This is a genomic window from Porticoccus sp., assembly GCF_041592135.1.
Classification (GTDB): domain Bacteria; phylum Pseudomonadota; class Gammaproteobacteria; order Pseudomonadales; family Porticoccaceae; genus Porticoccus.
On the sequence record NZ_JBFHQR010000032.1, the window covers coordinates 1 to 19,395 of the forward strand.

Sequence of the window (19,395 nt, forward strand, 5' to 3'; positions counted from 1 at the left end):
AAAGCCCAGCATTCACCCGCCCAATTTGAAACGTGCCGTCGAGAGGAGACAGGGTGTCTCCGTTGGTCACCCCATGCCAAGTTTTGGCCATGTTGCCCCACCGTTATTGTCATTGGTATCACAGGGGACTTTAGATTAGATTCAGATGTCAGCCGGTTCAACCTTTTTTGAGCGGCTGGCGGCGGTCAGTGCACACTTATCATGACGGTTGTGGCGCAATTCCAGTACAATAGCGGCCCTTCAGAATCACCCGAAGTGAGTTATGTCACCATGCAGATTTTTCGTGGCGCACCAGCCCTGTCCGACTTCAGAAAACAGCAATTATTGAGCGCGCTGCGTGCGATTGATCCGGGCGTTGAGAAGCTCTACGCGGAATACCTGCATTTTGCCGATCTGCGGCAGCCGCTGTCAGCTGATGAGATCGGCACCCTGGAAGCGTTGCTGCAATACGGCCCGCGGATGGTTCGCGAGATGCCCCGGGGGCAGCTGCTGTTGGTGACGCCGCGGCCCGGCACCATTTCTCCCTGGTCCAGCAAGGCCACCGATATTGCCCATAACGCCGGTCTGGCTGTGATCAACAGGCTGGAGCGGGGCATCGCCTATTACCTGCAGGGACAGCTCTCCGAGGCTAATCAGCCGACGCTGCGAGCGGTGTTGCATGACCGCATGGTGGAGACAGTGCTGACCGATGTCGAAAGCGCCGCAGCCCTGTTCCAGCATCAGCAGCCGGCGCCTATGGCCACCATCGCGGTATTGGCGGAGGGGCGCGAGGCACTGGTGGCTGCCAACCGGACCCTGGGTCTGGCGTTGGCTGAAGATGAAATTGACTACCTGTTGCAGAGTTTTACCGAGTTGGGGCGCGATCCCTCTGATGTGGAACTGATGATGTTCGCCCAGGCCAACTCCGAGCATTGTCGCCACAAAATCTTCAATGCGTCCTGGAGCATAGATGGTCAGGTGCAGGACAAGTCCCTGTTTGCCATGATCAAGAATACCTGTGAACAGGGCGGCGAAAACGTGCTGTCTGCCTACTCTGACAACGCCTCGGTAGTGGTCGGCAGCGAGGGCGGGCGTTTTTTCCCCGACCCCGACAGCAAAATCTATGGCTATAGCCAGGAGCCGATTCACCTGCTGATGAAAGTGGAAACCCACAACCATCCCACCGCCATTGCACCCTTTCCCGGTGCCGGCACCGGTGCCGGCGGGGAAATTCGCGACGAGGGCGCGGTGGGACGCGGTTCCAAGCCGAAAGTGGGGCTGACGGGGTTTACCGTTTCCAATCTCAATATTCCGGGGTTTGTGCGCCCCTGGGAGCGGGACTACGGCAAGCCCGAGCGCATTGTCAGTGCGCTGGATATCATGATCGACGGACCCGTCGGCGGCGCGGCCTTCAACAATGAATTCGGCCGCCCCAACCTGTGCGGCTATTTCCGCAGTTTTGAAGAGGATTTCGGCGGCGAGCGCCGCGGCTACCACAAACCCGTGATGCTGGCCGGCGGCTACGGCAATATCCGCGAAGAACACATTGAAAAGCGCCCGTTTGCAGCCGGCTGCAAGCTGATCGTGCTGGGCGGTCCGGCGATGCTGATCGGTCTCGGCGGCGGTGCGGCGTCCTCCATGGCGTCCGGCAGCAGCGCCGAGGAGCTGGATTTTGCCTCGGTGCAACGCCAGAACCCGGAGATCGAGCGCCGCTGCCAGGAGGTCATTGACCAGTGTTGGCAGCTCGGCGCTGCCAACCCGATCGCCTTTATTCACGATGTGGGTGCCGGTGGACTTTCCAATGCCTTCCCCGAACTGGTCAAGGACGGCGGCTGTGGCGGCCATTTTGAGCTGCGCAAGGTGCCCAATGACGAACCCGGGATGTCGCCCCTGGCCATCTGGTGCAACGAGGCCCAGGAGCGCTATGTGATGGCGGTCAAGCCCGCCGACCTGGCCCGTTTTGAAACCATCTGCCAGCGCGAGCGCTGTCCCTATGCGGTGGTGGGTGAAGCCACCGATGACAAACACCTGCTGCTGAACGACCGCCATTTTGACGCCAGGCCGGTGGACCTGCCGATGTCCGTGCTGTTCGGCAAGCCGCCGAAGATGCATCGGGAGGCGGCAACCCATCAACCTGAGTCCCGGCCATTTGACTGGTCGCAAATCAGCCTCGCTGAGGCGGTTGATCGGGTGCTGACCCACCCGGCGGTGGCCAGTAAAAGTTTCCTGATCACCATCGGCGATCGCAGTGTCACCGGCATGGTGGTGCGCGACCAGATGGTCGGCCCCTGCCAGGTGCCAGTGGCGGATTGTGCGGTCACCACCGTCAGTTACGACAGCTATGCCGGTGAGGCCATGGCCATGGGTGAACGCACCCCGCTGGCGCTGCTGGATGCCCCGGCCTCCGGTCGCATGGCCATTGGTGAAGCCATCACCAATATTGCCGCCACCGCCATTGCCAGCCTGGCGGACATCAAGTTGTCCGCCAACTGGATGTGCGCCGCCGGCCACCCGGGGGAAGATGAAAAATTGTTCCGCACCGTGGAGGCGGTGGGCATGGAGCTGTGCCCGGCCCTCGGTCTCACCATTCCGGTGGGCAAGGACTCCATGTCCATGCGCACCACCTGGCAGGACGGTGACGAGAGCAAGGCGGTGACGGCGCCGCTGTCGCTGGTTATTTCCGCCTTCGCGCCGGTCGTGGATGTGCGTCGGACCCTGACCCCGGAACTGCGCACCGATCAGGGCGAAACCGCGCTGTTGTATATCGACCTCGGCGACAACCGCAATCGCCTCGGCGGCTCCATCCTGGCGCAGGTCTACAACCAGCTGGGCGATACCCCGGCGGATGTGGTGAGCGCGGCGAAACTGAAGGCATTTTTTGAAACAGTTCAGGTGGCGAATCAGGCCGGTGAGTTGTTGGCCTATCACGATCGCTCCGATGGCGGCCTGTTTGCCACCCTGGTGGAAATGGCTTTTGCCGGCAATGTGGGCTTGAGCATTTGCCTGGACGAACAGCCCGGCGATGCGCTGTCATTGCTGTTCAGCGAGGAACTCGGCGCGGTTGTGCAGGTGACCACGCACCGGGTTGAGGGGGTGAAGGCGCGCTTTGCCAAGGTGGGTATTGCGGCCTCCACGGTGGCCACCCTGGATCGCGATGATGGCATCGACATCATGCAGGACGGCGCCTGCCTGTTCAGTTCCAGTCGCACCGAGTTGTTGCGCCGCTGGAGCGAGACCAGTTACCAGATTCAGTCCCTGCGGGACAACGAGGACTGCGCGCGGGAAGAGTTTGATGCGCTGTTTTTCGACAACCCGGGACTCAGTGTCAACCTGACTTACGACCAGAACGAAGACGTTGCCGCCCCTTTCATCAATACCGGTGTGCGACCGGCGCTGGCGGTGCTGCGCGAGCAGGGCGTGAACGGCCATGTGGAAATGGCCGCGGCCTTCGATCGGGCGGGATTCAATGCTGTGGACGTGCACATGAGCGACCTGCTCAGCGGCCGCCGCCAGCTGGAGGAATTTAAAGGGCTGGTGGCCTGCGGCGGCTTCTCCTACGGGGATGTGCTCGGTGCCGGTGGCGGTTGGGCTAAAACCGTGTTGTTCAATGGGGCGCTGCGGGATCAGTTCCAGCAGTTTTTCCATCGCCCGGACACCTTTACCTTGGGCGTCTGCAACGGCTGCCAGATGCTGTCAAACCTGAAGATGCTGATTCCCGGTGCGGAGCACTGGCCGCGCTTTGTGCGCAACCTCTCCGAGCAATTTGAAGCCCGCTTCTCGCTGGTGAAAGTGCAGCCATCGCCCTCCATCCTGTTCAGGGACATGGTCGGCTCCTACATGCCCATCCCGGTGGCGCATGGGGAGGGCAGGGTGGAATTCGCCTCCGGGATAGATGTCGATGCCTTCGATGACTCCGGTGCCGTGGCCTTGCGCTACCTGGACAACTACCTGGAAATTGCCGAGACCTACCCGGCCAACCCCAACGGCTCCATCTATGGCATTACCGGTGTGACCAGCGGTGACGGCCGCGCCACCATTATGATGCCGCACCCGGAGCGGGTATTCCGCGCGGTCACCAATTCCTGGCTCCCCGATGACTGGCAGGAGGACGGCGCCTGGATGCGTTTGTTCAGGAACGCAAGGCGGTTTGTCGGCTAGGCCGGACGGGTTCACTTCCCGGCCTCCCGGCCGGGCCGACTTGTTGCCGTTGCAGGCTGGCGCATGTTGATCTCCCCGCCAGCTGTAATGGACGGAGAAGTGGGCAAGGGGCTTCGTCATTGGCAGGAGGGAGGCGTTCTCCCGGGGTTGTGGAACGGTTTTTCTGTGCACGGACACTGATCCAGATCAATCATTGTCAAACTGTTGTACCGGTTATTCACCAGTCTTTGTTGCCCTTAAAACCCTGAATACCGATAATAGCGCCCCTCGACGGACCGCGCTCCGCAATGCTTCCTGAATCTAGCGAGAGGTTTACTACGTGACAGAACAAAATCGCCCCGTTCCCGCCGACTTTTTTGCTGACTGGAAAGAGCGTGAAGCCCTGGCCGAGGCCATGATTCCGCTGATCGGCAAACTGTATCGGGAGAACAACGTGTCTCTCTACATGTACGGCAGAAACATGGTGAACCGCTCGGTGATCGAGCTGATGAAGGCCCATCGTTTTGTCCGTCAGATCGAGCACAATGAACTGTCCGAGTTTGAAACCTTCCCGCTGATCAAGGCGCTGGCCGAGATGAACCTGGGGCCGGCCCACATCGATGTGGGCAAGCTGACGGTGAAGTACCAGGCATCTGGCAACGGTGAAAACCTGACGGCATTCCTGCAGCGCGAGGTGGGTGACGATATCGGCTGTGAGCGCAAGCCACTGCCCCAGCCCCAGGATGTCGTGCTGTACGGTTTTGGTCGCATCGGCCGTCTGGTGGCCCGCCTGTTGCTCGAAAAAACCGGCAGCGGCGACCTGCTGCGCCTGCGCGCCATTGTGGTTCGCAAAGGCAAGAGCGAAGATGATCTGGCGAAGCGTGCCAGCCTGCTGCGCCGGGACTCGGTGCACGGCGCCTTCGACGGCACCATCCGTGTGCTGGAAGACAAAAATATCCTGGTCTGTAACGGCAACCCGATTCAGGTGATTTACGCCAACTCGCCCGCTGAAGTGGATTACACCCAATATGGTATCCAGAATGCCATCGTGGTGGACAACACCGGTGTGTGGCGTGACGAGGACGGATTGGGGCAGCACCTGGAATGCCCCGGTGCCAGCAAGGTGATCCTGACCGCGCCCGGCAAGGGCAGCATTCCGAATATCGTCTATGGCATTAACCAGGGCGAAATCACCGCTGACTCCAAAATTATTTCGGCCGCCTCCTGTACCACCAATGCCATTGTGCCGGTACTGAAGGCGCTGATGGATGACTACGGCATTGAACGTGGTCACGTGGAGACGGTGCACTCCTACACCAACGACCAGAACCTGATCGACAACTATCACAAGGGTTCGCGCCGGGGCCGCAGTGCGCCGCTGAATATGGTGATTACTGAAACCGGTGCCGCTAAGGCGGTTGCCAAGGCGTTGCCGGCATTGGCGGGCAAGCTCACCGGTAATGCCATCAGGGTGCCGACACCCAATGTGTCCATGGCCATTCTGAACCTGCAATTGGGCCGTGAAACCAGCAAGGAAGAATTGAACGAATACATGCGCAATATTGCGCTCTATTCACCCTTGCAGCAGCAGATTGACTACACCATTTCCACTGAGGCGGTATCCACGGATTTTGTGGGTTCCCGCCACGCCTGTATTTTCGATTCAGAGGCGACCATTGTCAGTGGCGACAGCGTGGTGCTGTATTGCTGGTATGACAACGAGTTTGGCTACAGCTGTCAGGTGGTGCGCTGCCTTGAAAAGCTGGCGGGCCTGTCCTGGGCGATGTACCCGAAATCCTGATTGAAATCGAAGCCGCGCTATTCGCGGCTTTTTTTCGAAGGGTCGAAACCGGCTGGAAACAGGCGGCCCCGGGGCGAATAACCACATGCTTCGCACTGGTAATGAAAGGCGTCGACCTTTATAATCGCGCGGATTTGATTGCCAGTATTATTGGCCCTGTCGGGGCTTATTTACTGTTGAAAGACACCGCTAAAGCGGTTGGTCTTTGTCGCTGCCAAGCGATGAACTTGGGGGCTCTATGAAGAGCAATAAATTAAAAAACCGCATCAGTAGGCACAACCTATGATCAAGATCCGTCGCGGATTGGACTTACCTATTTCGGGCTCTCCCGAGCAAGTCATTCACGATGGGCCCAAGGTGAACTCTGTCGCTGTTATCGGCTTTGACTACGTGGGGATGAAACCCACCATGGCAGTCAAGGAAGGTGACAGGGTAAAGTTGGGCCAGTTACTTTTCTCTGACAAGAAAACCGAGGGCGTGCGTTTTACCGCACCCGCTGCCGGTGTTGTCTCTGCCATCAATCGGGGCGAACGCCGCGTGCTGCACTCCGTGGTGATTGATATTGATGGCGATGAACAGGAGACCTTTGCCCAGTACAGCGTCGCTGAACTGGCGCAGCTGGATCGCCCAGCCGTCGTCGCCAACCTGGTGAATTCCGGTTTGTGGACGGCATTGAGAACCCGGCCCTATTCGAAGGTTCCCTCACCCTCGGCTGATGCCCCCAATTCCATTTTTGTCACGGCCATGGATACCAATCCCCTGGCGGCTGATCCCGCGCTGGTCATCGCCGAGCGCAGTGACGACTTTGTCAATGGCCTCAAGGTGCTGAAGCGCCTGACCGATGGCGCGGTCCACCTTTGTAGTGCCGATGGCAGTCAGGTGGCGGGCGCTGATGTGGCCGGTGTGCAGGCCAGCAGTTTTGCCGGCCCGCATCCCGCCGGACTCGCCGGCACCCATATTCACTTTATTGATCCGGTGAGCGATCACAAGATGGTCTGGACCATCGGCTATCAGGATGTGATGGCGGTTGGTGCACTGTTCACCACTGGCCAACTGGATACCCGCCGGGTGATCTCCCTGGCTGGTCCCCAGGTAGAAAAGCCCCACCTGCTGCGCACTCGCCTCGGCGCCAGCCTGGCCGACCTGACTGCCGGGCAACTGAAACCCGGTGATAACCGGCTGGTATCGGGTTCTGTGCTTTCCGGTCGCAACGCCCGCGGCGATTTCGCCTACCTCGGCCGTTATCACAACCAGGTGTCTGTGCTGCTGGAAGGTCGCACCCGTGAATTTTTCCGCTACCTTTCCCTCGGCAGCAATCGCCACTCAGCGATGCCGATTTACCTGTCGGCCCTGAACAAGGGACAGTCATTTGACTTCACCACCAACACCAACGGCAGCGAACGGGCCATGGTACCCCTGGGGAATTACGAAAAGGTCATGCCCCTGGATATCCTGCCCACCCAGCTGCTGCGTTCGTTGATTGTGGGTGATACCGAAACGGCACAAAAACTGGGTTGTCTGGAGCTGGACGAAGAAGATCTGGCGCTCTGTACCTATGTTTGTGTGGGCAAATACGAATACGGTCCGATTCTTCGCAATAATTTGACCCGTATTGAGAAGGAGGGCTGATCGTGAAAGCATTGCGCAACTATCTCGACAAGATCGAGCCGCACTTTGAAGAGGGCGGTAAGTGGCATAAATGGTTCGCCCTGTACGAAGCCGCGGATACCATTTTCTACTCGCCGGCATCCGTCACCAAAAATGGTTCACATATCCGCGATGGTGTGGATTTGAAGCGGGTGATGATCACTGTCTGGCTGGCGGCATTTCCGGCCATGTTCTTCGGTATGTACAACTTGGGTTTCCAGGCCAACACCGCACTGGCTGCCATGGGCAGCACCGAAGTGGCCGGTTGGCACGGTGCCCTGATCTCCCTGCTGGCGGGCCATGACCCCAGCAGTATCTGGGATTGCATGTGGTACGGCGCGGTCTATTTCGTGCCGATCTACATGGTGACCTTTATCGTCGGTGGTTTCTGGGAAGTGTTGTTCGCCATGGTCCGTGGCCATGAGGTGAACGAGGGCTTCTTCGTGACGTCCATCCTGTTTGCCCTGATTTGTCCTCCGGATGTTCCCCTCTGGCAGGCTGCCCTGGGCATCAGTTTTGGTGTGGTAATCGGCAAGGAAGTGTTCGGCGGCACCGGCAAGAATTTCCTCAACCCGGCGCTCTGTGGTCGCGCTTTCATGTTCTTTGCCTACCCGGCCGATATGTCCGGCGATGCGGTGTGGACGGCGGTGGATGGCTTCACCGGGGCCACGGCGTTGTCCATCGCTGCCAACCAGGGGCTGGATACGCTGCAACAGCAGATGACCTGGATGGACGCCTTCCTCGGCAACATGCAGGGCTCAATCGGTGAAACGTCCACCCTGGCGATCTTTATCGGCGGTGCGCTGTTGCTGTTGAACCGCATTGCTTCCTGGCGGATTGTCGCTGGGGTGATGATCGGCATGATCGCACTGTCGACGCTGTTCAACCTGATCGGTTCGGATACCAACCCGATGTTCAACGTGCCCTGGTACTGGCATCTGGTGATGGGCGGTTTCGCCTTTGGCATGGTGTTTATGGCGACCGATCCCGTTTCGGCGTCCATGACTGAAACGGGCAAACTGTGGTTCGGCGCGCTGATCGGCGTCATGGTGGTACTGATTCGGGTGGTTAATCCCGCATTCCCGGAGGGCATGATGCTGGCGATTCTGTTTGCCAACCTGTTCGCACCACTGATCGACCACTTTGTGATTGAAGCCAATATCAAACGGAGGGCGGCACGTGGCTAGTAACGACTCTACTTCCAAGACTATTATCGTTGCGCTGGCGCTCTGTATCGTGTGCTCAGTGTTTGTATCCGGTGCCGCGGTGATGCTGCGTCCGGCCCAGCAGGTTAACAAGGACCTGGATCGGAAGACCAATATTCTGGCAGCTGCGGGCCTTCTGAAATCGGGCGTCAGCATTGAAGCGCAGTTTGAGAGCGTCACGACTCGGGCGGTTGACCTGACCACCGGTAAATTTACCGATGCGGTGAAGGTGTCCAGCTACGATCAGCGCAAGGCGGCCAAAGATCCAGCCATCTCTGAAGCCCTGGGTGATGCAGACATTGCCAAGATTGGTCGCCGTGCCAATTATGCGCTGGTGTATATCATCAAGGGCGATTCAGGCATCGACAAGGTTATCCTGCCGATCAAGGGGTACGGTCTGTGGTCGACTCTCTACGGTTTCGTGGCACTCGAATCTGACCTGAACACCGTGGCGGGGCTCGGCTTCTACGAACACGCAGAGACTCCCGGACTGGGCGGCGAGGTGGATAACCCGCTGTGGAAGGCCAAGTGGGTGGGCAAGAAAACCTATGATGAAAACAACCATGCGGCCCTGACGGTGATCAAAGGCAGCGTGGACAGCAGTCGTCCCGAGGCAATTCATCAGGTGGATGGCCTGTCCGGCGCTACCCTGACCAGTCGCGGAGTCGATAATCGGATTAAGTTCTGGATGGGCGAAAATGGTTTCGCCCCATTCTTGGCTAACTTGCGTGCAGGGGAGGCCTGATCATGGCGACGAAGACGAAAGACATTTTATTCAAGCCGGTTTTTGACAATAACCCGATTGCGTTGCAAATCCTGGGTATCTGTTCGGCGCTGGCGGTGACCTCCAGCCTGAAGGTCTCCATGGTGATGGCGATTGCACTGACATTGGTGACGGCCTTTTCGAGTATGTTTGTGTCGATGATTCGCCATCACATTCCCTCGAGCATCCGTATCATTGTACAGATGACCATTATTGCTTCCCTGGTAATCGTGGTGGACCAGATTCTCAAGGCGGTGGCATACGACATCAGTAAGCAGCTGTCCGTCTTCGTGGGCCTGATCATCACCAACTGTATCGTGATGGGCCGCGCTGAAGCCTACGCTATGAAGAACCCGCCGGTTGCCAGCTTCCTCGATGGCATCGGTAACGGCCTGGGCTACAGTGCCATGCTGATGACACTGGCGGTTATCCGCGAGCTGTTCGGCTCCGGCAAACTGTTCGGCTTCGAAATTCTGTCGACTGTCAGCAACGGTGGCTGGTATGTGCCAAATGGCCTGCTGTTGCTGCCCCCCAGTGCCTTCTTCCTGATTGGGCTGATTATCTGGGCGCTGCGGACCTGGAAAAAATCCCAGGTGGAGACAGGCGAATACAAGATTGTGCCGAACAGCTCTGAAGCGGAGACAGCCTGATGGAACATCTGATTAGTTTATTTGTTCGCTCTGTTTTCATTGAAAACATGGCATTGGCGTTCTTTTTGGGGATGTGTACCTTCCTGGCGATTTCCAAGAAGATCCAGGCGGCCATCGGTTTGGGTATCGCCGTTGTGGTGGTGCTGACCATTACCGTGCCGGCCAATAACTTGATCTATACCTACCTGTTGTCTGAAGGTGCGCTGACCTGGACCGGTATTTCGGGCATGGAGAACGTTGACCTGAGCTTCCTGGGCTTGCTTAGCTACATCGGTGTGATTGCGGCGATTGTGCAGATCATGGAGATGTTCCTGGACAAGTTTGTACCAGCGCTCTACAACGCGCTGGGTGTGTTCCTGCCCCTGATTACGGTGAACTGCGCCATTATGGGTGCATCACTGTTTATGGTGGAGCGGGATTACGATTTTGCAGAGAGTGCCGTGTTTGGACTGGGCTCCGGTGTCGGCTGGGCACTGGCGATCATTGCCCTGGCCGGTATTCGCGAAAAGCTCAAATACAGTGACGTGCCAGCCGGCCTGCAGGGTCTCGGTATCACCTTTATCACAGTTGGTCTGATGTCGTTGGGCTTTATGTCCTTCGGCGGTATCGACCTGTAATCGGCGAGGAGAGGATAGATAATGAATCTGGAAATCATACTCGGCGTTGTTATGTTCACCGTGATCGTGTTGGCTCTGGTGGCCTTTATTTTGGCTGCCCGCGCTCGCCTGGTGAGCTCCGGCGATGTCACCATCGATATCAACGGTGAGAAAAAAATAACCGTGTCCGCGGGAGACAAACTGTTGCAGACCCTGTCTGCAGCTGGTCTGTTCCTGCCCTCTGCCTGTGGTGGCGGCGGCAGCTGCGCCCAGTGTAAGTGCGTAGTCCTCGAGGGTGGCGGTGCGATGCTGCCTACGGAAGAGGCGCACTTCACTCGTCGCGAAGCGAACGAGGGCTGGCGCCTGTCCTGCCAGACTCCGGTCAAGCAGGATATGAAAGTTGAAGTGCCCGAAGAGGTGTTTGGTGTCAAGCAGTGGGAATGCACTGTGGATAGCAACCCGAACGTGGCCACTTTCATCAAGGAACTGACCCTGCGCCTGCCTGAAGGTGAAAATGTTAACTTCCGTGCCGGTGGTTACGTGCAGCTGGAATGTCCTCCGCACCATGTCAAATACAGCGACTTCGATATTGAAGAGGAGTACCGCGGCGACTGGGAGCGTTTTGGCTTCTTCAATCTTGAGTCCAAAGTGACTGAGACAACGATCCGCGCCTATTCCATGGCCAACTATCCGGAAGAAAGGGGCGTGGTGAAGTTCAATATCCGCTGTGCCACTCCGCCTCCCGGTGCGCAGGGTATCCCGCCGGGCATTATGTCTTCCTGGGTATTCGCTCTGAAACCCGGTGACAAGGTGACTGTATACGGTCCCTTCGGTGAGTTCTTTGCCAAGGATACCGACAACGAAATGGTCTTTATCGGTGGCGGTGCGGGCATGGCGCCGATGCGCTCCCACATTTTCGACCAGCTGCGTCGTCTCAAGACCGACCGGAAAATTTCCTTCTGGTACGGTGCGCGCTCCCTGCGGGAGTGTTTCTACACCGAAGAGTACGATGAGTTGCAGGCTGAAAATGACAATTTCCGTTGGCATCTGGCGCTGTCAGATCCGCAGCCGGAAGACAACTGGACCGGGCTGAAAGGGTTTATCCACCAGGTGTTGTTTGATAACTACCTGAAAGACCACCCCGCCCCGGAAGACTGCGAATACTACATGTGTGGTCCGCCGATGATGAATGCCGCGGTGATCAAGATGCTGGTAGATCTCGGCGTCGAAAGGGACAATATCTTCCTTGATGACTTTGGTGGTTAATGACTCATCTTTCGCGAATAAAAATAACAAAAACGGGGCCGGTGGCCTCGTTTTTGTTTGCTCTGCTGCTGAGTTTTCTGCTGTCAGCCTGTACCGAGTCCCCCGATCAGCTGGTATTCAACGGGCTCTCCATGGGCACGAGCTACCAGGTCAAGGTTGTTCCCAACAGGGTGGCGGTGCCGGAGGATATGGCCGCGCAAATCCAGCAGACCCTCGACAGCATGGAGAATATCTTTACCACATATCGGCCTGACTCGGAGTTAATGCACCTCAACCGTGCCGGTGTAAAGCAGACTGTGCCCATCTCGGCGGAGATGCTGCAGGTATTACAGCTCTCCCAGGAAGTCTACCGGCTGACCGGGGGCGCTTTTGACCCCACCGTGGGATCACTGGTGAACCTGTGGGGCTTTGGGCCCGACCCCTCGCTGGATAGGGTGCCAGCAAAAAATCAAATCAACAGTATGCTGGCTCAGGTGGGGCTGAATAAACTTGAGCTCGACGCGGGAGCACGCAGCGCCCGAAGAAATGCCGACATTCAGCTCGATCTTTCCGCGGTGGCGAAGGGTTTTGCGGTTGACGCTGTCGCGGCGCACCTGGAGTCGCTGGGTTTTAGCAATTACCTCGTCGAGGTCGGCGGCGAACTTCGCGTCATGGGGGTTAAAGCCAACCAGCAGCCGTGGCGGATTGCGGTGGAGAGTCCTTCGCTCGAGCGCCGTGAGGTGCAGCAGGCCTTGACCCCCGGAAACGCCGGTGTGGCGACATCGGGTGACTATCGCAACTATTTTGAGAAAGACGGCAGTCGCTATTCCCACACCATCGATCCGCGCACCGGTTACCCGGTGTCCCATCGCCTTGCTTCGGTCACTGTCATTGCCGGCAAGACGGCGTTTGCCGATGCCCTCGCTACCGGCTTGATGGTAATGGGGCATGAGGCGGCGCTGCAACTAGCTGAAAAAAATGATCTCGCGATCTATTTGCTGGTCAAAGAAGGTGATGGCTTCAAGGCCTATGCCTCACCTGCCTTTGCTCACTACCTCCCTGGAGAATGATGGTGCTCGAAATTTTACTCGCATTTGTGTTGTTGCTATTGATTGTCGTCGGCATGGCGATTGGCGTGATCATGGGGCGCAAACCCCTGAAAGGTTCCTGTGGTGGCGTGGGTAACGCCCTGGGCGAGAAGGATTACAGCTGCCCGCTATGCGGTGATGACCCGAACAAATGCGAGGAAATCAATCAGCCGGGGGAGGCCGGGGCAGAGCGGGGTGCAACGAGCCTTAGCTACGATGCGTCCAAGGTAAATCGTTAGATTCTCAGGACATCAACGAACAGGGTCAGTTGCTGGCCCGGTTTCAACAGCTGTTTTGACTTGAGGTTGTTCCACTCGAGTATGTCGTTGACGGTCAGATCAAATTTGTTGGCGATGCGGTAAAGGGAATCCCCACGGCGCACTTTGTATTGTACTTTCTTCTGGCTGGGAGCATTGACTCCACCTTTTTGCAGGTTCAGCACCTGGCCAAGTTTTAGCGGTTCCTTGACGCTCAGGTTATTCCACTTGGCCAGCTCCTTGACACTGATTTTCTCCGTTTTGGCAATTCTCCACAGGCTGTCGCCGGGTTTGACCTGATAGCTGCGCGAAGCCGCGGCGAGAGGGCTGTTTACACCCGATCCGGGGATTTTAAGCTGTTGCCCGATGCGCAACAGATCGCTGCCAAGCTGATTCTGCTTGCGTAGTTGGCTGACACTCACCTGATGCTTTTTGGCGATACCCGACAGGGTGTCACCCGCCTTGACAATGTGCTGCTTGATCGGCGCCCACTGAGCCTTGGGGGTTTTGCTGAGTGCGAGTTTGAAATCCTTGGCGTGATCAATCGGTAGCAGCAGACGGTGCGGGCCATCCGGGTGGGTCACCGAGCGGCTGTAGCCGGCGTTGAGCAGCTGCAGTTCATTGCTATCCACGCTGGCCAGCTCGGCCGCTTTCGAAAGATCCAGTTGGTCTGGCACCTCGACGATGTCGAAGTAGGGGCTGTTACTGATTTCCGGCAGGACAATATTGTGGGCGGAGGGGTCGGCAACTACCCGTGAGATGGCCAGCAACTGTGGTACATAGGCACGGGTTTCTCTGGGAAGCTGCAGGGACCAGAAGTCAGTGGGCTTGCCCTGCTGACGATTTTTCTCCATGGCGCGTTTTACATTGCCCTCACCACAATTGTAAGCGGCCAGCGCCAGCAGCCAGTCCTGTTCGAAATAGTCGTGCAGATACTTGAGGTAACTGATGGCGGCATCCGTGGCGGCCACAGGATCGCGGCGACCGTCATACCACCAGTCCCTTCTCAGTCCGAATCTGGAGCCGGTGTCCGGAATAAACTGCCACAGTCCCGAGGCGTGACTGTTGGAGTAGGCGAATGGGTCGTAGGCACTTTCCACCACGGGCAACAGGGCCAGTTCCAGCGGCATATCGCTGCTTTCCAGTTGCTCCACAATGTAATAGAGGTACAGCTGAGCGCGCTCCATAACCCGATCAATATAGCTCTGATTGCTTGCATACCACTCAACCTGGCGGGTGATGCCGGGATGGTTGTAGTCCTCCTGCAATGCCATGCCGGTGCGCAGGCGTTGCCAGATGTCCTGGGGGGGTTGCGGTGCGGATTTTTGCTTGTTGGACTGGAAGAAAACCAGGTGGGTTTTGGGTTGTTCGGCTTTCTGCTTTGTCTGGACGGCGGTTCGGTAATGGACGGGTTTTTGCGTGGCGGGGGGCTGATGGGCGGCTTGGCTTTGTTCGACCTGTTGCTGGGCGCAGCCCGCTAGCAACAAAAGGAAAAGAACAACTGTCGTTCGGACAAAGTTGGGCATAGGTGATTTGTATTGGCCAGTTTATTGGCCAAGGATTTTACCGGCGCCCCGACGGCGCCGCAATCTTTGCCGGCGAGTTATTTTAAATTTGTGACAGGGCTGGAGTTAATCGCTGTAGCGCCCTGGCGTGGGTGTCCCGAGCCAAGGCAAAGACTGCGCGAATCATCAGAACTGGTCCTTCCACTGGCGGATGACCCTGAAGACCTCCGCCGTGTCAGCGAGGCTCTGCCCCGCGTGTTCCATGGCGGCCTGCCTGACAGCGTCATTGCCAGCCCTCAGGAATGGATTGGTGGCAAGCTCTTCGGCCAGGGTGGAGGGGACCGTGGCTTCCCCGCTCAGTCTCAGCTGGTGTACCGCTTTTGCCCGGTTTTGCAAGGCGGTGTTGTCAGGTTCCACCGCGCAGGCAAAACGCAGGTTCGATTCGGTATACTCGTGGGCGCAGTAAACCCGGGTCTCGGCGGGCAGGGCGGCAATGCGCGACAGGGATTGCCACATCTGTTGTGGTGTGCCCTCAAAAAGGCGCCCGCAACCACCGGCAAACAGTGTGTCGCCACAAAAGATCAGTGGCTCCACCGGGGCAAAAAAAGCGATGTGATTGAGTGTATGGCCCGGCACTGCCATGACGTTGAACCTGGTGCCCGCCAGGTTCAGGCTGTCGCCTTCGGCAACCGGTTGGGTGACCTGGGCTATGCTTGCCGGTCCGTACACAGGAATATCTCTGCCGCGCAGCAGCGCCCCGATACCGCCGATATGGTCGGCGTGGTGGTGGGTGACCAGCATGCCGGCGAGATCGAGGTTGTGGCGGGCGAGGGCGGCTTCCACCGGGGCGGCATCGCCGGGGTCTACCACGAGGGCAGCGCGTTCACCGGGCTGGTGAAACAGCCAGAAGTAATTGTCCGTGAAGGCGGGAATGCGTTCGATTATTAGGGACATGCTTTGATCCGGTAGTGTTAAGGGGGCATATTAACCATAATAAACAACAGGGCCAACGAGGTTAAATGCGGATCATTTGATGAAATTGCAGGAGTGGTTGCACGCGGCGGCGAATTATCTGGACCTGAGAAGTGCCGTAGCGCCTCTGGCTGAGACCCAGACGGCGCTGGATGATTGGTTCCATTCCCGCCAGGGCCAGTGTCTGCTGCAGCGCGAACGGCAGGCGCTTGGACATTTTATGCCCTCGCCGGGTGCCCATCGCATGCTGTACCTGGGGGCCGGCTCCTGCCGCCTGCTCAATGGTGATTACAACCATTTGCACAGTTTTTGTTTCGGTGCCACGCCGGCCGCCCCCGGCAATGCCGGGGCGATTGCCGATTTTGCCGCGTTGCCGTTGCCGTCTGAAACGGTGGATACCGTATTGCTGCACCATGCGCTGGAATTTTCAGAGTATCCCCATGAGGTGTTAAGTGAGGTGTCGAGGGTGCTGACTCCCTGCGGTCAGGCGGTTATCGTGGTGTTGAATCCCGCCAGTCTGTTTGGCGTGACCAAGTGGCCGGCCAGATTGTTGTCCAGCCAGGTGGTATGGCGGCATCACAGCCTGCGCTATCGCCGCTTGCTTGACTGGCTGAGGTTGCTTAATCTCCAGCCTGAAAAAGCCATCTCCGGTTGTTATAGCTGGCCGCTGCTTTCAGGCAATAGCGAGCGCTCTGCAAATATGATCGAAAAAGCCGGCCAGCGCATCCGCTTGCCGTGGGGTGGCTTCTACATCGTGCGGGCAAGAAAATACACCGCCCGCTTGACTCCACTGCGCCCCAGATTGTGGCGTTCCATCAGTACCCCGCTAGTGCCCGGCGTAGACAAAACGGCGTTGCGCCATCACCGTTGTCAGGAGAAGGACGATTGAAAGAAGTAGTGATTTATACGGACGGCGCCTGCCGTGGCAACCCCGGCCCCGGGGGCTGGGGCGCGCTGCTGCGCTACGGCGATAAGGAAAAGACTCTCCATGGTGGTGAAGCCATGACCACCAATAATCGCATGGAGCTTACCGCTGCCATCGAATCCCTGGCCGCGTTGACACAGCCCTGCAAGGTGATTCTGACCACCGATTCCGAGTACGTGCGCCAGGGCATTACCAGCTGGGTGGCGAACTGGAAGAAGCGGGGCTGGAAGACCGCGGCGAAAAAGCCGGTGAAGAATGTGGACCTGTGGCAGAAGCTGGAGGAGCAGGTTGCCCGGCACGATGTCGAGTGGCACTGGGTGAAGGGGCACAGCGGACATCCCGAGAACGAACTCGCCGATGAACTGGCCAATCGGGGCATTGATGAATTGCCGGCTTCACGGGCAACATCGTAATAATTAACATTTCTCAAATCAGCAGGGAGACATATGCGTCAGGTTGTTCTAGATACGGAAACGACGGGTCTGGAGGTGAGTCAGGACCACCGAATTATCGAAATTGGCTGTGTCGAGCTGGTCAATCGTCGCCTGACCGGTCGCCACTATCATCAGTACATCAACCCCCAGCGGGAAGTGGATGCCGGGGCACTGGAAGTTCATGGCATCAGCAACGAATTTCTGGCGGACAAGCCGGTGTTCTCTGCCATCGCCGAGGAGTTTCTGGCCTTTATCGAAGGGGCGGAGCTGGTCATCCACAACGCCCTTTTCGACGTGGGCTTTATGGATCATGAATTTGGCAAGCTGGAGGGCTTCGCGAAAACGGCGGATTATTGCGCGGTGGTCGATACCCTGGTCATGGCCCGTCAGCGCCACCCTGGCCAGAAAAACAATCTGGACGCGCTCTGCAAACGCTACGACGTAGACAATTCACAGCGGGATTTGCACGGCGCATTGCTGGATGCTGAGATCCTCGCCGATGTGTATCTGATGATGACCGGGGGGCAGGTCGATCTCGGTTTTGGTGGCCAGAACCAGCGCGCCGGTGAGATCGGGGGCGAGAGCATCCGGCGCTTGGCGGCCGATCGCAAACCGTTGAGGGTTATCCGGGCCAGCGCCGGGGAATTGCTTGACCACGAACAGCAACTGGCCCGCATAGAGCGGGCCAGTGGCGGGCAGTGTTTGTGGTTGACTTCAAAGGTTGAAGCGGAAGCGCCTGTTACAGAATAAAGGCCACCGCCAATACGCCGACCAAAGACAGGATGACGGTGTAGGGCAGAGCCATGATCACCATCCGTCCGTAGGATAGCCGAATCAGCGGGGCCAGGGCGGAGGTCAGCAGGAACAGGAAGGCCGCTTGTCCATTTGGCGTGGCCACACTGGGGAGGTTGGTCCCGGTGTTGATGGCCACGGCCAATACTTCAAATTGCTCCCGGTTGATCTGGCCGGCGTCAAATACCGCTTTCACTTCATTGATATACACCGTCGCGACAAACACGTTGTCACTGATCATCGACAGTACGCCATTGGCAATAAAGAACATCACCGGCTGAATGGATTGATCCATTGCCAGTACTGCATGGATGACGGGTGAGAACAGGTGTTGTTCGTGAATCACCGCCACAATGGAAAAGAATACAACCAGCAGGGCAGTGAAGGGCAGGGCCTCTTCAAAGGCGTGGCCGATCTGGTGCTCCTCGGTGATGCCGTTGAAGGCGGTGAGCAACACAATAACGGTCAAGCCAATCAGGCCCACAGCGGCCAGATGGAAGGCGAGGCCGAGGATCAAAAAGAGTGCCACCAGCGCCTGTACGATCAGGGCGACGCGATGCTTGTTTGTCAGTTTGCTGGATTCCTGTTCGTTAAAGCCAACCAGAATGGTGCGGACGTTTTCAGGAATCTTTGCGCCGTAGCCAAACCAGCCGGTTTTTTCCAGCAGTACGCAGGTGACCAGGCCGCAGACTAGTACCGGCAGGGTTACCGGTGCCATGACCAGGAAGAAATGGATAAAGCTCCAGCCGGCTTTTTCGGCAATTAACAGGTTTTGCGGCTCACCCACCATTGTGGTGACACCACCGAGGGCGGTGCCGACCACCCCGTGCATAATCAGGCTGCGCAGGAAGGAGCGAAAACCTTCCAGGTCGTCCCGGTGGTATTCCATCACGGAGGCGTCACTGGAGTGGTCGTGATCGTGGTGAACCTCCTTGCCGGAGGCGACCTTGTGGTAGACGGAGTAAAAACCTATCGCCACACTGATCAGTACGGCCGTAACGGTTAGCGCATCCAGGAAGGCGGACAGAAAGGCGCCGGCAATACAGAACAGCAGGGACAAAAGGGCTTTGGAGCGCACGCCGATAAGGATTTTGGTAAAGGTAAACAGCAGTAGATCGCGCATGAAGTAAATGCCAGCCACCATAAACATCAACAGCAGAATCACTTCAAAGTTGCCCAGCGCCTCGTGGTAAACGGTCTCTGGCTTGGCCATGCCCAGCACGATCGCTTCAATCGCCAGCAGTCCGCCCGGTTGCAACGGGTAGCATTTCAGCGCCATGGCGAGGGTGAAAATAAATTCGATAATCAGCAACCAGCCGGTGATAAAAGTGCCCGCAGTCACCACCAGAATCGGATTGATGACAAGGAAGGCCAAAATCGTGTATTTGTACCAATCGGG

16 protein-coding genes are annotated in these 19,395 nt (G+C 57.7%); 13 read left to right on the forward strand and 3 right to left on the reverse strand.

The features are described from left to right. The first annotated feature begins 270 nt into the window (after positions 1 to 270). From purL to nqrM, 10 genes are all read left to right on the forward strand, one after another. On the forward strand, positions 271 to 4,137 hold the full coding sequence (gene purL / locus ABY948_RS04965; protein WP_461481408.1) for a phosphoribosylformylglycinamidine synthase: 3,867 nt from the start codon (positions 271 to 273) through the stop codon (positions 4,135 to 4,137). 319 nt (positions 4,138 to 4,456) lie between these two features. Continuing rightward, on the forward strand, positions 4,457 to 5,917 hold the full coding sequence (locus ABY948_RS04970; protein WP_461481409.1) for a glyceraldehyde-3-phosphate dehydrogenase: 1,461 nt from the start codon (positions 4,457 to 4,459) through the stop codon (positions 5,915 to 5,917). Between the two features lie 282 nt (positions 5,918 to 6,199). Further along, the gene (locus tag ABY948_RS04975; RefSeq protein ID WP_461481410.1) at positions 6,200 to 7,546 is read left to right on the forward strand and encodes a Na(+)-translocating NADH-quinone reductase subunit A; all 1,347 of its coding nucleotides are present in this window, start codon (positions 6,200 to 6,202) and stop codon (positions 7,544 to 7,546) included. Between the two features lie 2 nt (positions 7,547 to 7,548). After that, entirely contained in the window at positions 7,549 to 8,751 is a 1,203-nt protein-coding gene (locus ABY948_RS04980) for an NADH:ubiquinone reductase (Na(+)-transporting) subunit B (RefSeq protein WP_461481411.1), read from the forward strand. Beyond that, positions 8,744 to 9,514, forward strand: a complete 771-nt coding sequence (locus ABY948_RS04985) for a Na(+)-translocating NADH-quinone reductase subunit C (RefSeq protein ID WP_461481412.1) — start codon at positions 8,744 to 8,746, stop codon at positions 9,512 to 9,514. Before ABY948_RS04980 ends, ABY948_RS04985 begins: the two co-directional genes overlap by 8 nt. Positions 9,515 to 9,516: 2 nt before the next feature. Then, positions 9,517 to 10,182: an NADH:ubiquinone reductase (Na(+)-transporting) subunit D gene (locus tag ABY948_RS04990; RefSeq protein WP_461481413.1), complete on the forward strand. Its 666-nt coding sequence runs from the start codon at positions 9,517 to 9,519 to the stop codon at positions 10,180 to 10,182. Beyond that, entirely contained in the window at positions 10,182 to 10,799 is a 618-nt protein-coding gene (gene nqrE, locus ABY948_RS04995) for an NADH:ubiquinone reductase (Na(+)-transporting) subunit E (protein ID WP_461481414.1), read from the forward strand. The genes ABY948_RS04990 and nqrE overlap by 1 nt, the downstream gene beginning before the upstream one ends. A 21-nt stretch (positions 10,800 to 10,820) precedes the next feature. Beyond that, complete coding sequence (gene nqrF / locus ABY948_RS05000; protein ID WP_461481415.1) at positions 10,821 to 12,044, forward strand: NADH:ubiquinone reductase (Na(+)-transporting) subunit F; 1,224 nt, start codon at positions 10,821 to 10,823, stop codon at positions 12,042 to 12,044. 53 nt (positions 12,045 to 12,097) lie between these two features. Next, positions 12,098 to 13,093: an FAD:protein FMN transferase gene (locus tag ABY948_RS05005; protein ID WP_461481416.1), complete on the forward strand. Its 996-nt coding sequence runs from the start codon at positions 12,098 to 12,100 to the stop codon at positions 13,091 to 13,093. Positions 13,094 to 13,095: 2 nt separating this feature from the next. After that, positions 13,096 to 13,350 carry a (Na+)-NQR maturation NqrM gene (gene nqrM / locus ABY948_RS05010; protein ID WP_461481417.1) on the forward strand — a complete coding sequence of 85 codons (255 nt, stop codon included), beginning with the start codon at positions 13,096 to 13,098 and terminating at the stop codon, positions 13,348 to 13,350. Here the strand turns inward: nqrM and ABY948_RS05015 are convergent. Together ABY948_RS05015 and gloB are read right to left on the reverse strand one after the other, a co-directional pair. Further along, positions 13,347 to 14,852: a LysM peptidoglycan-binding domain-containing protein gene (locus ABY948_RS05015; protein ID WP_461481418.1), complete on the reverse strand. Its 1,506-nt coding sequence runs from the start codon at positions 14,850 to 14,852 to the stop codon at positions 13,347 to 13,349. The two genes, nqrM and ABY948_RS05015, sit on opposite strands and share 4 nt — an antisense overlap. A 207-nt stretch (positions 14,853 to 15,059) precedes the next feature. Further along, positions 15,060 to 15,827, reverse strand: coding sequence for a hydroxyacylglutathione hydrolase (gene gloB / locus ABY948_RS05020; RefSeq protein ID WP_461481419.1), 768 nt, complete (start codon positions 15,825 to 15,827; stop codon positions 15,060 to 15,062). A gap of 79 nt (positions 15,828 to 15,906) precedes the next feature. Here gloB and ABY948_RS05025 point away from each other — a divergent pair, with 79 nt between their 5' ends. The 3 genes from ABY948_RS05025 to dnaQ are packed head-to-tail and all read left to right on the forward strand — an operon-like array spanning position 15,907 to position 17,954. Beyond that, positions 15,907 to 16,734, forward strand: coding sequence for a class I SAM-dependent methyltransferase (locus ABY948_RS05025; RefSeq protein ID WP_461481420.1), 828 nt, complete (start codon positions 15,907 to 15,909; stop codon positions 16,732 to 16,734). Continuing rightward, complete coding sequence (rnhA, locus tag ABY948_RS05030) at positions 16,731 to 17,183, forward strand: ribonuclease HI (protein WP_461481421.1); 453 nt, start codon at positions 16,731 to 16,733, stop codon at positions 17,181 to 17,183. The genes ABY948_RS05025 and rnhA overlap by 4 nt, the downstream gene beginning before the upstream one ends. Positions 17,184 to 17,216: 33 nt before the next feature. After that, entirely contained in the window at positions 17,217 to 17,954 is a 738-nt protein-coding gene (dnaQ, locus tag ABY948_RS05035) for a DNA polymerase III subunit epsilon (protein WP_461481422.1), read from the forward strand. Here the strand turns inward: dnaQ and nhaB are convergent. Then, positions 17,944 to 19,395: sodium/proton antiporter NhaB (gene nhaB / locus ABY948_RS05040; protein ID WP_461481423.1), on the reverse strand; the 1,452-nt coding region annotated here is incomplete at its 5' end. The two genes, dnaQ and nhaB, sit on opposite strands and share 11 nt — an antisense overlap.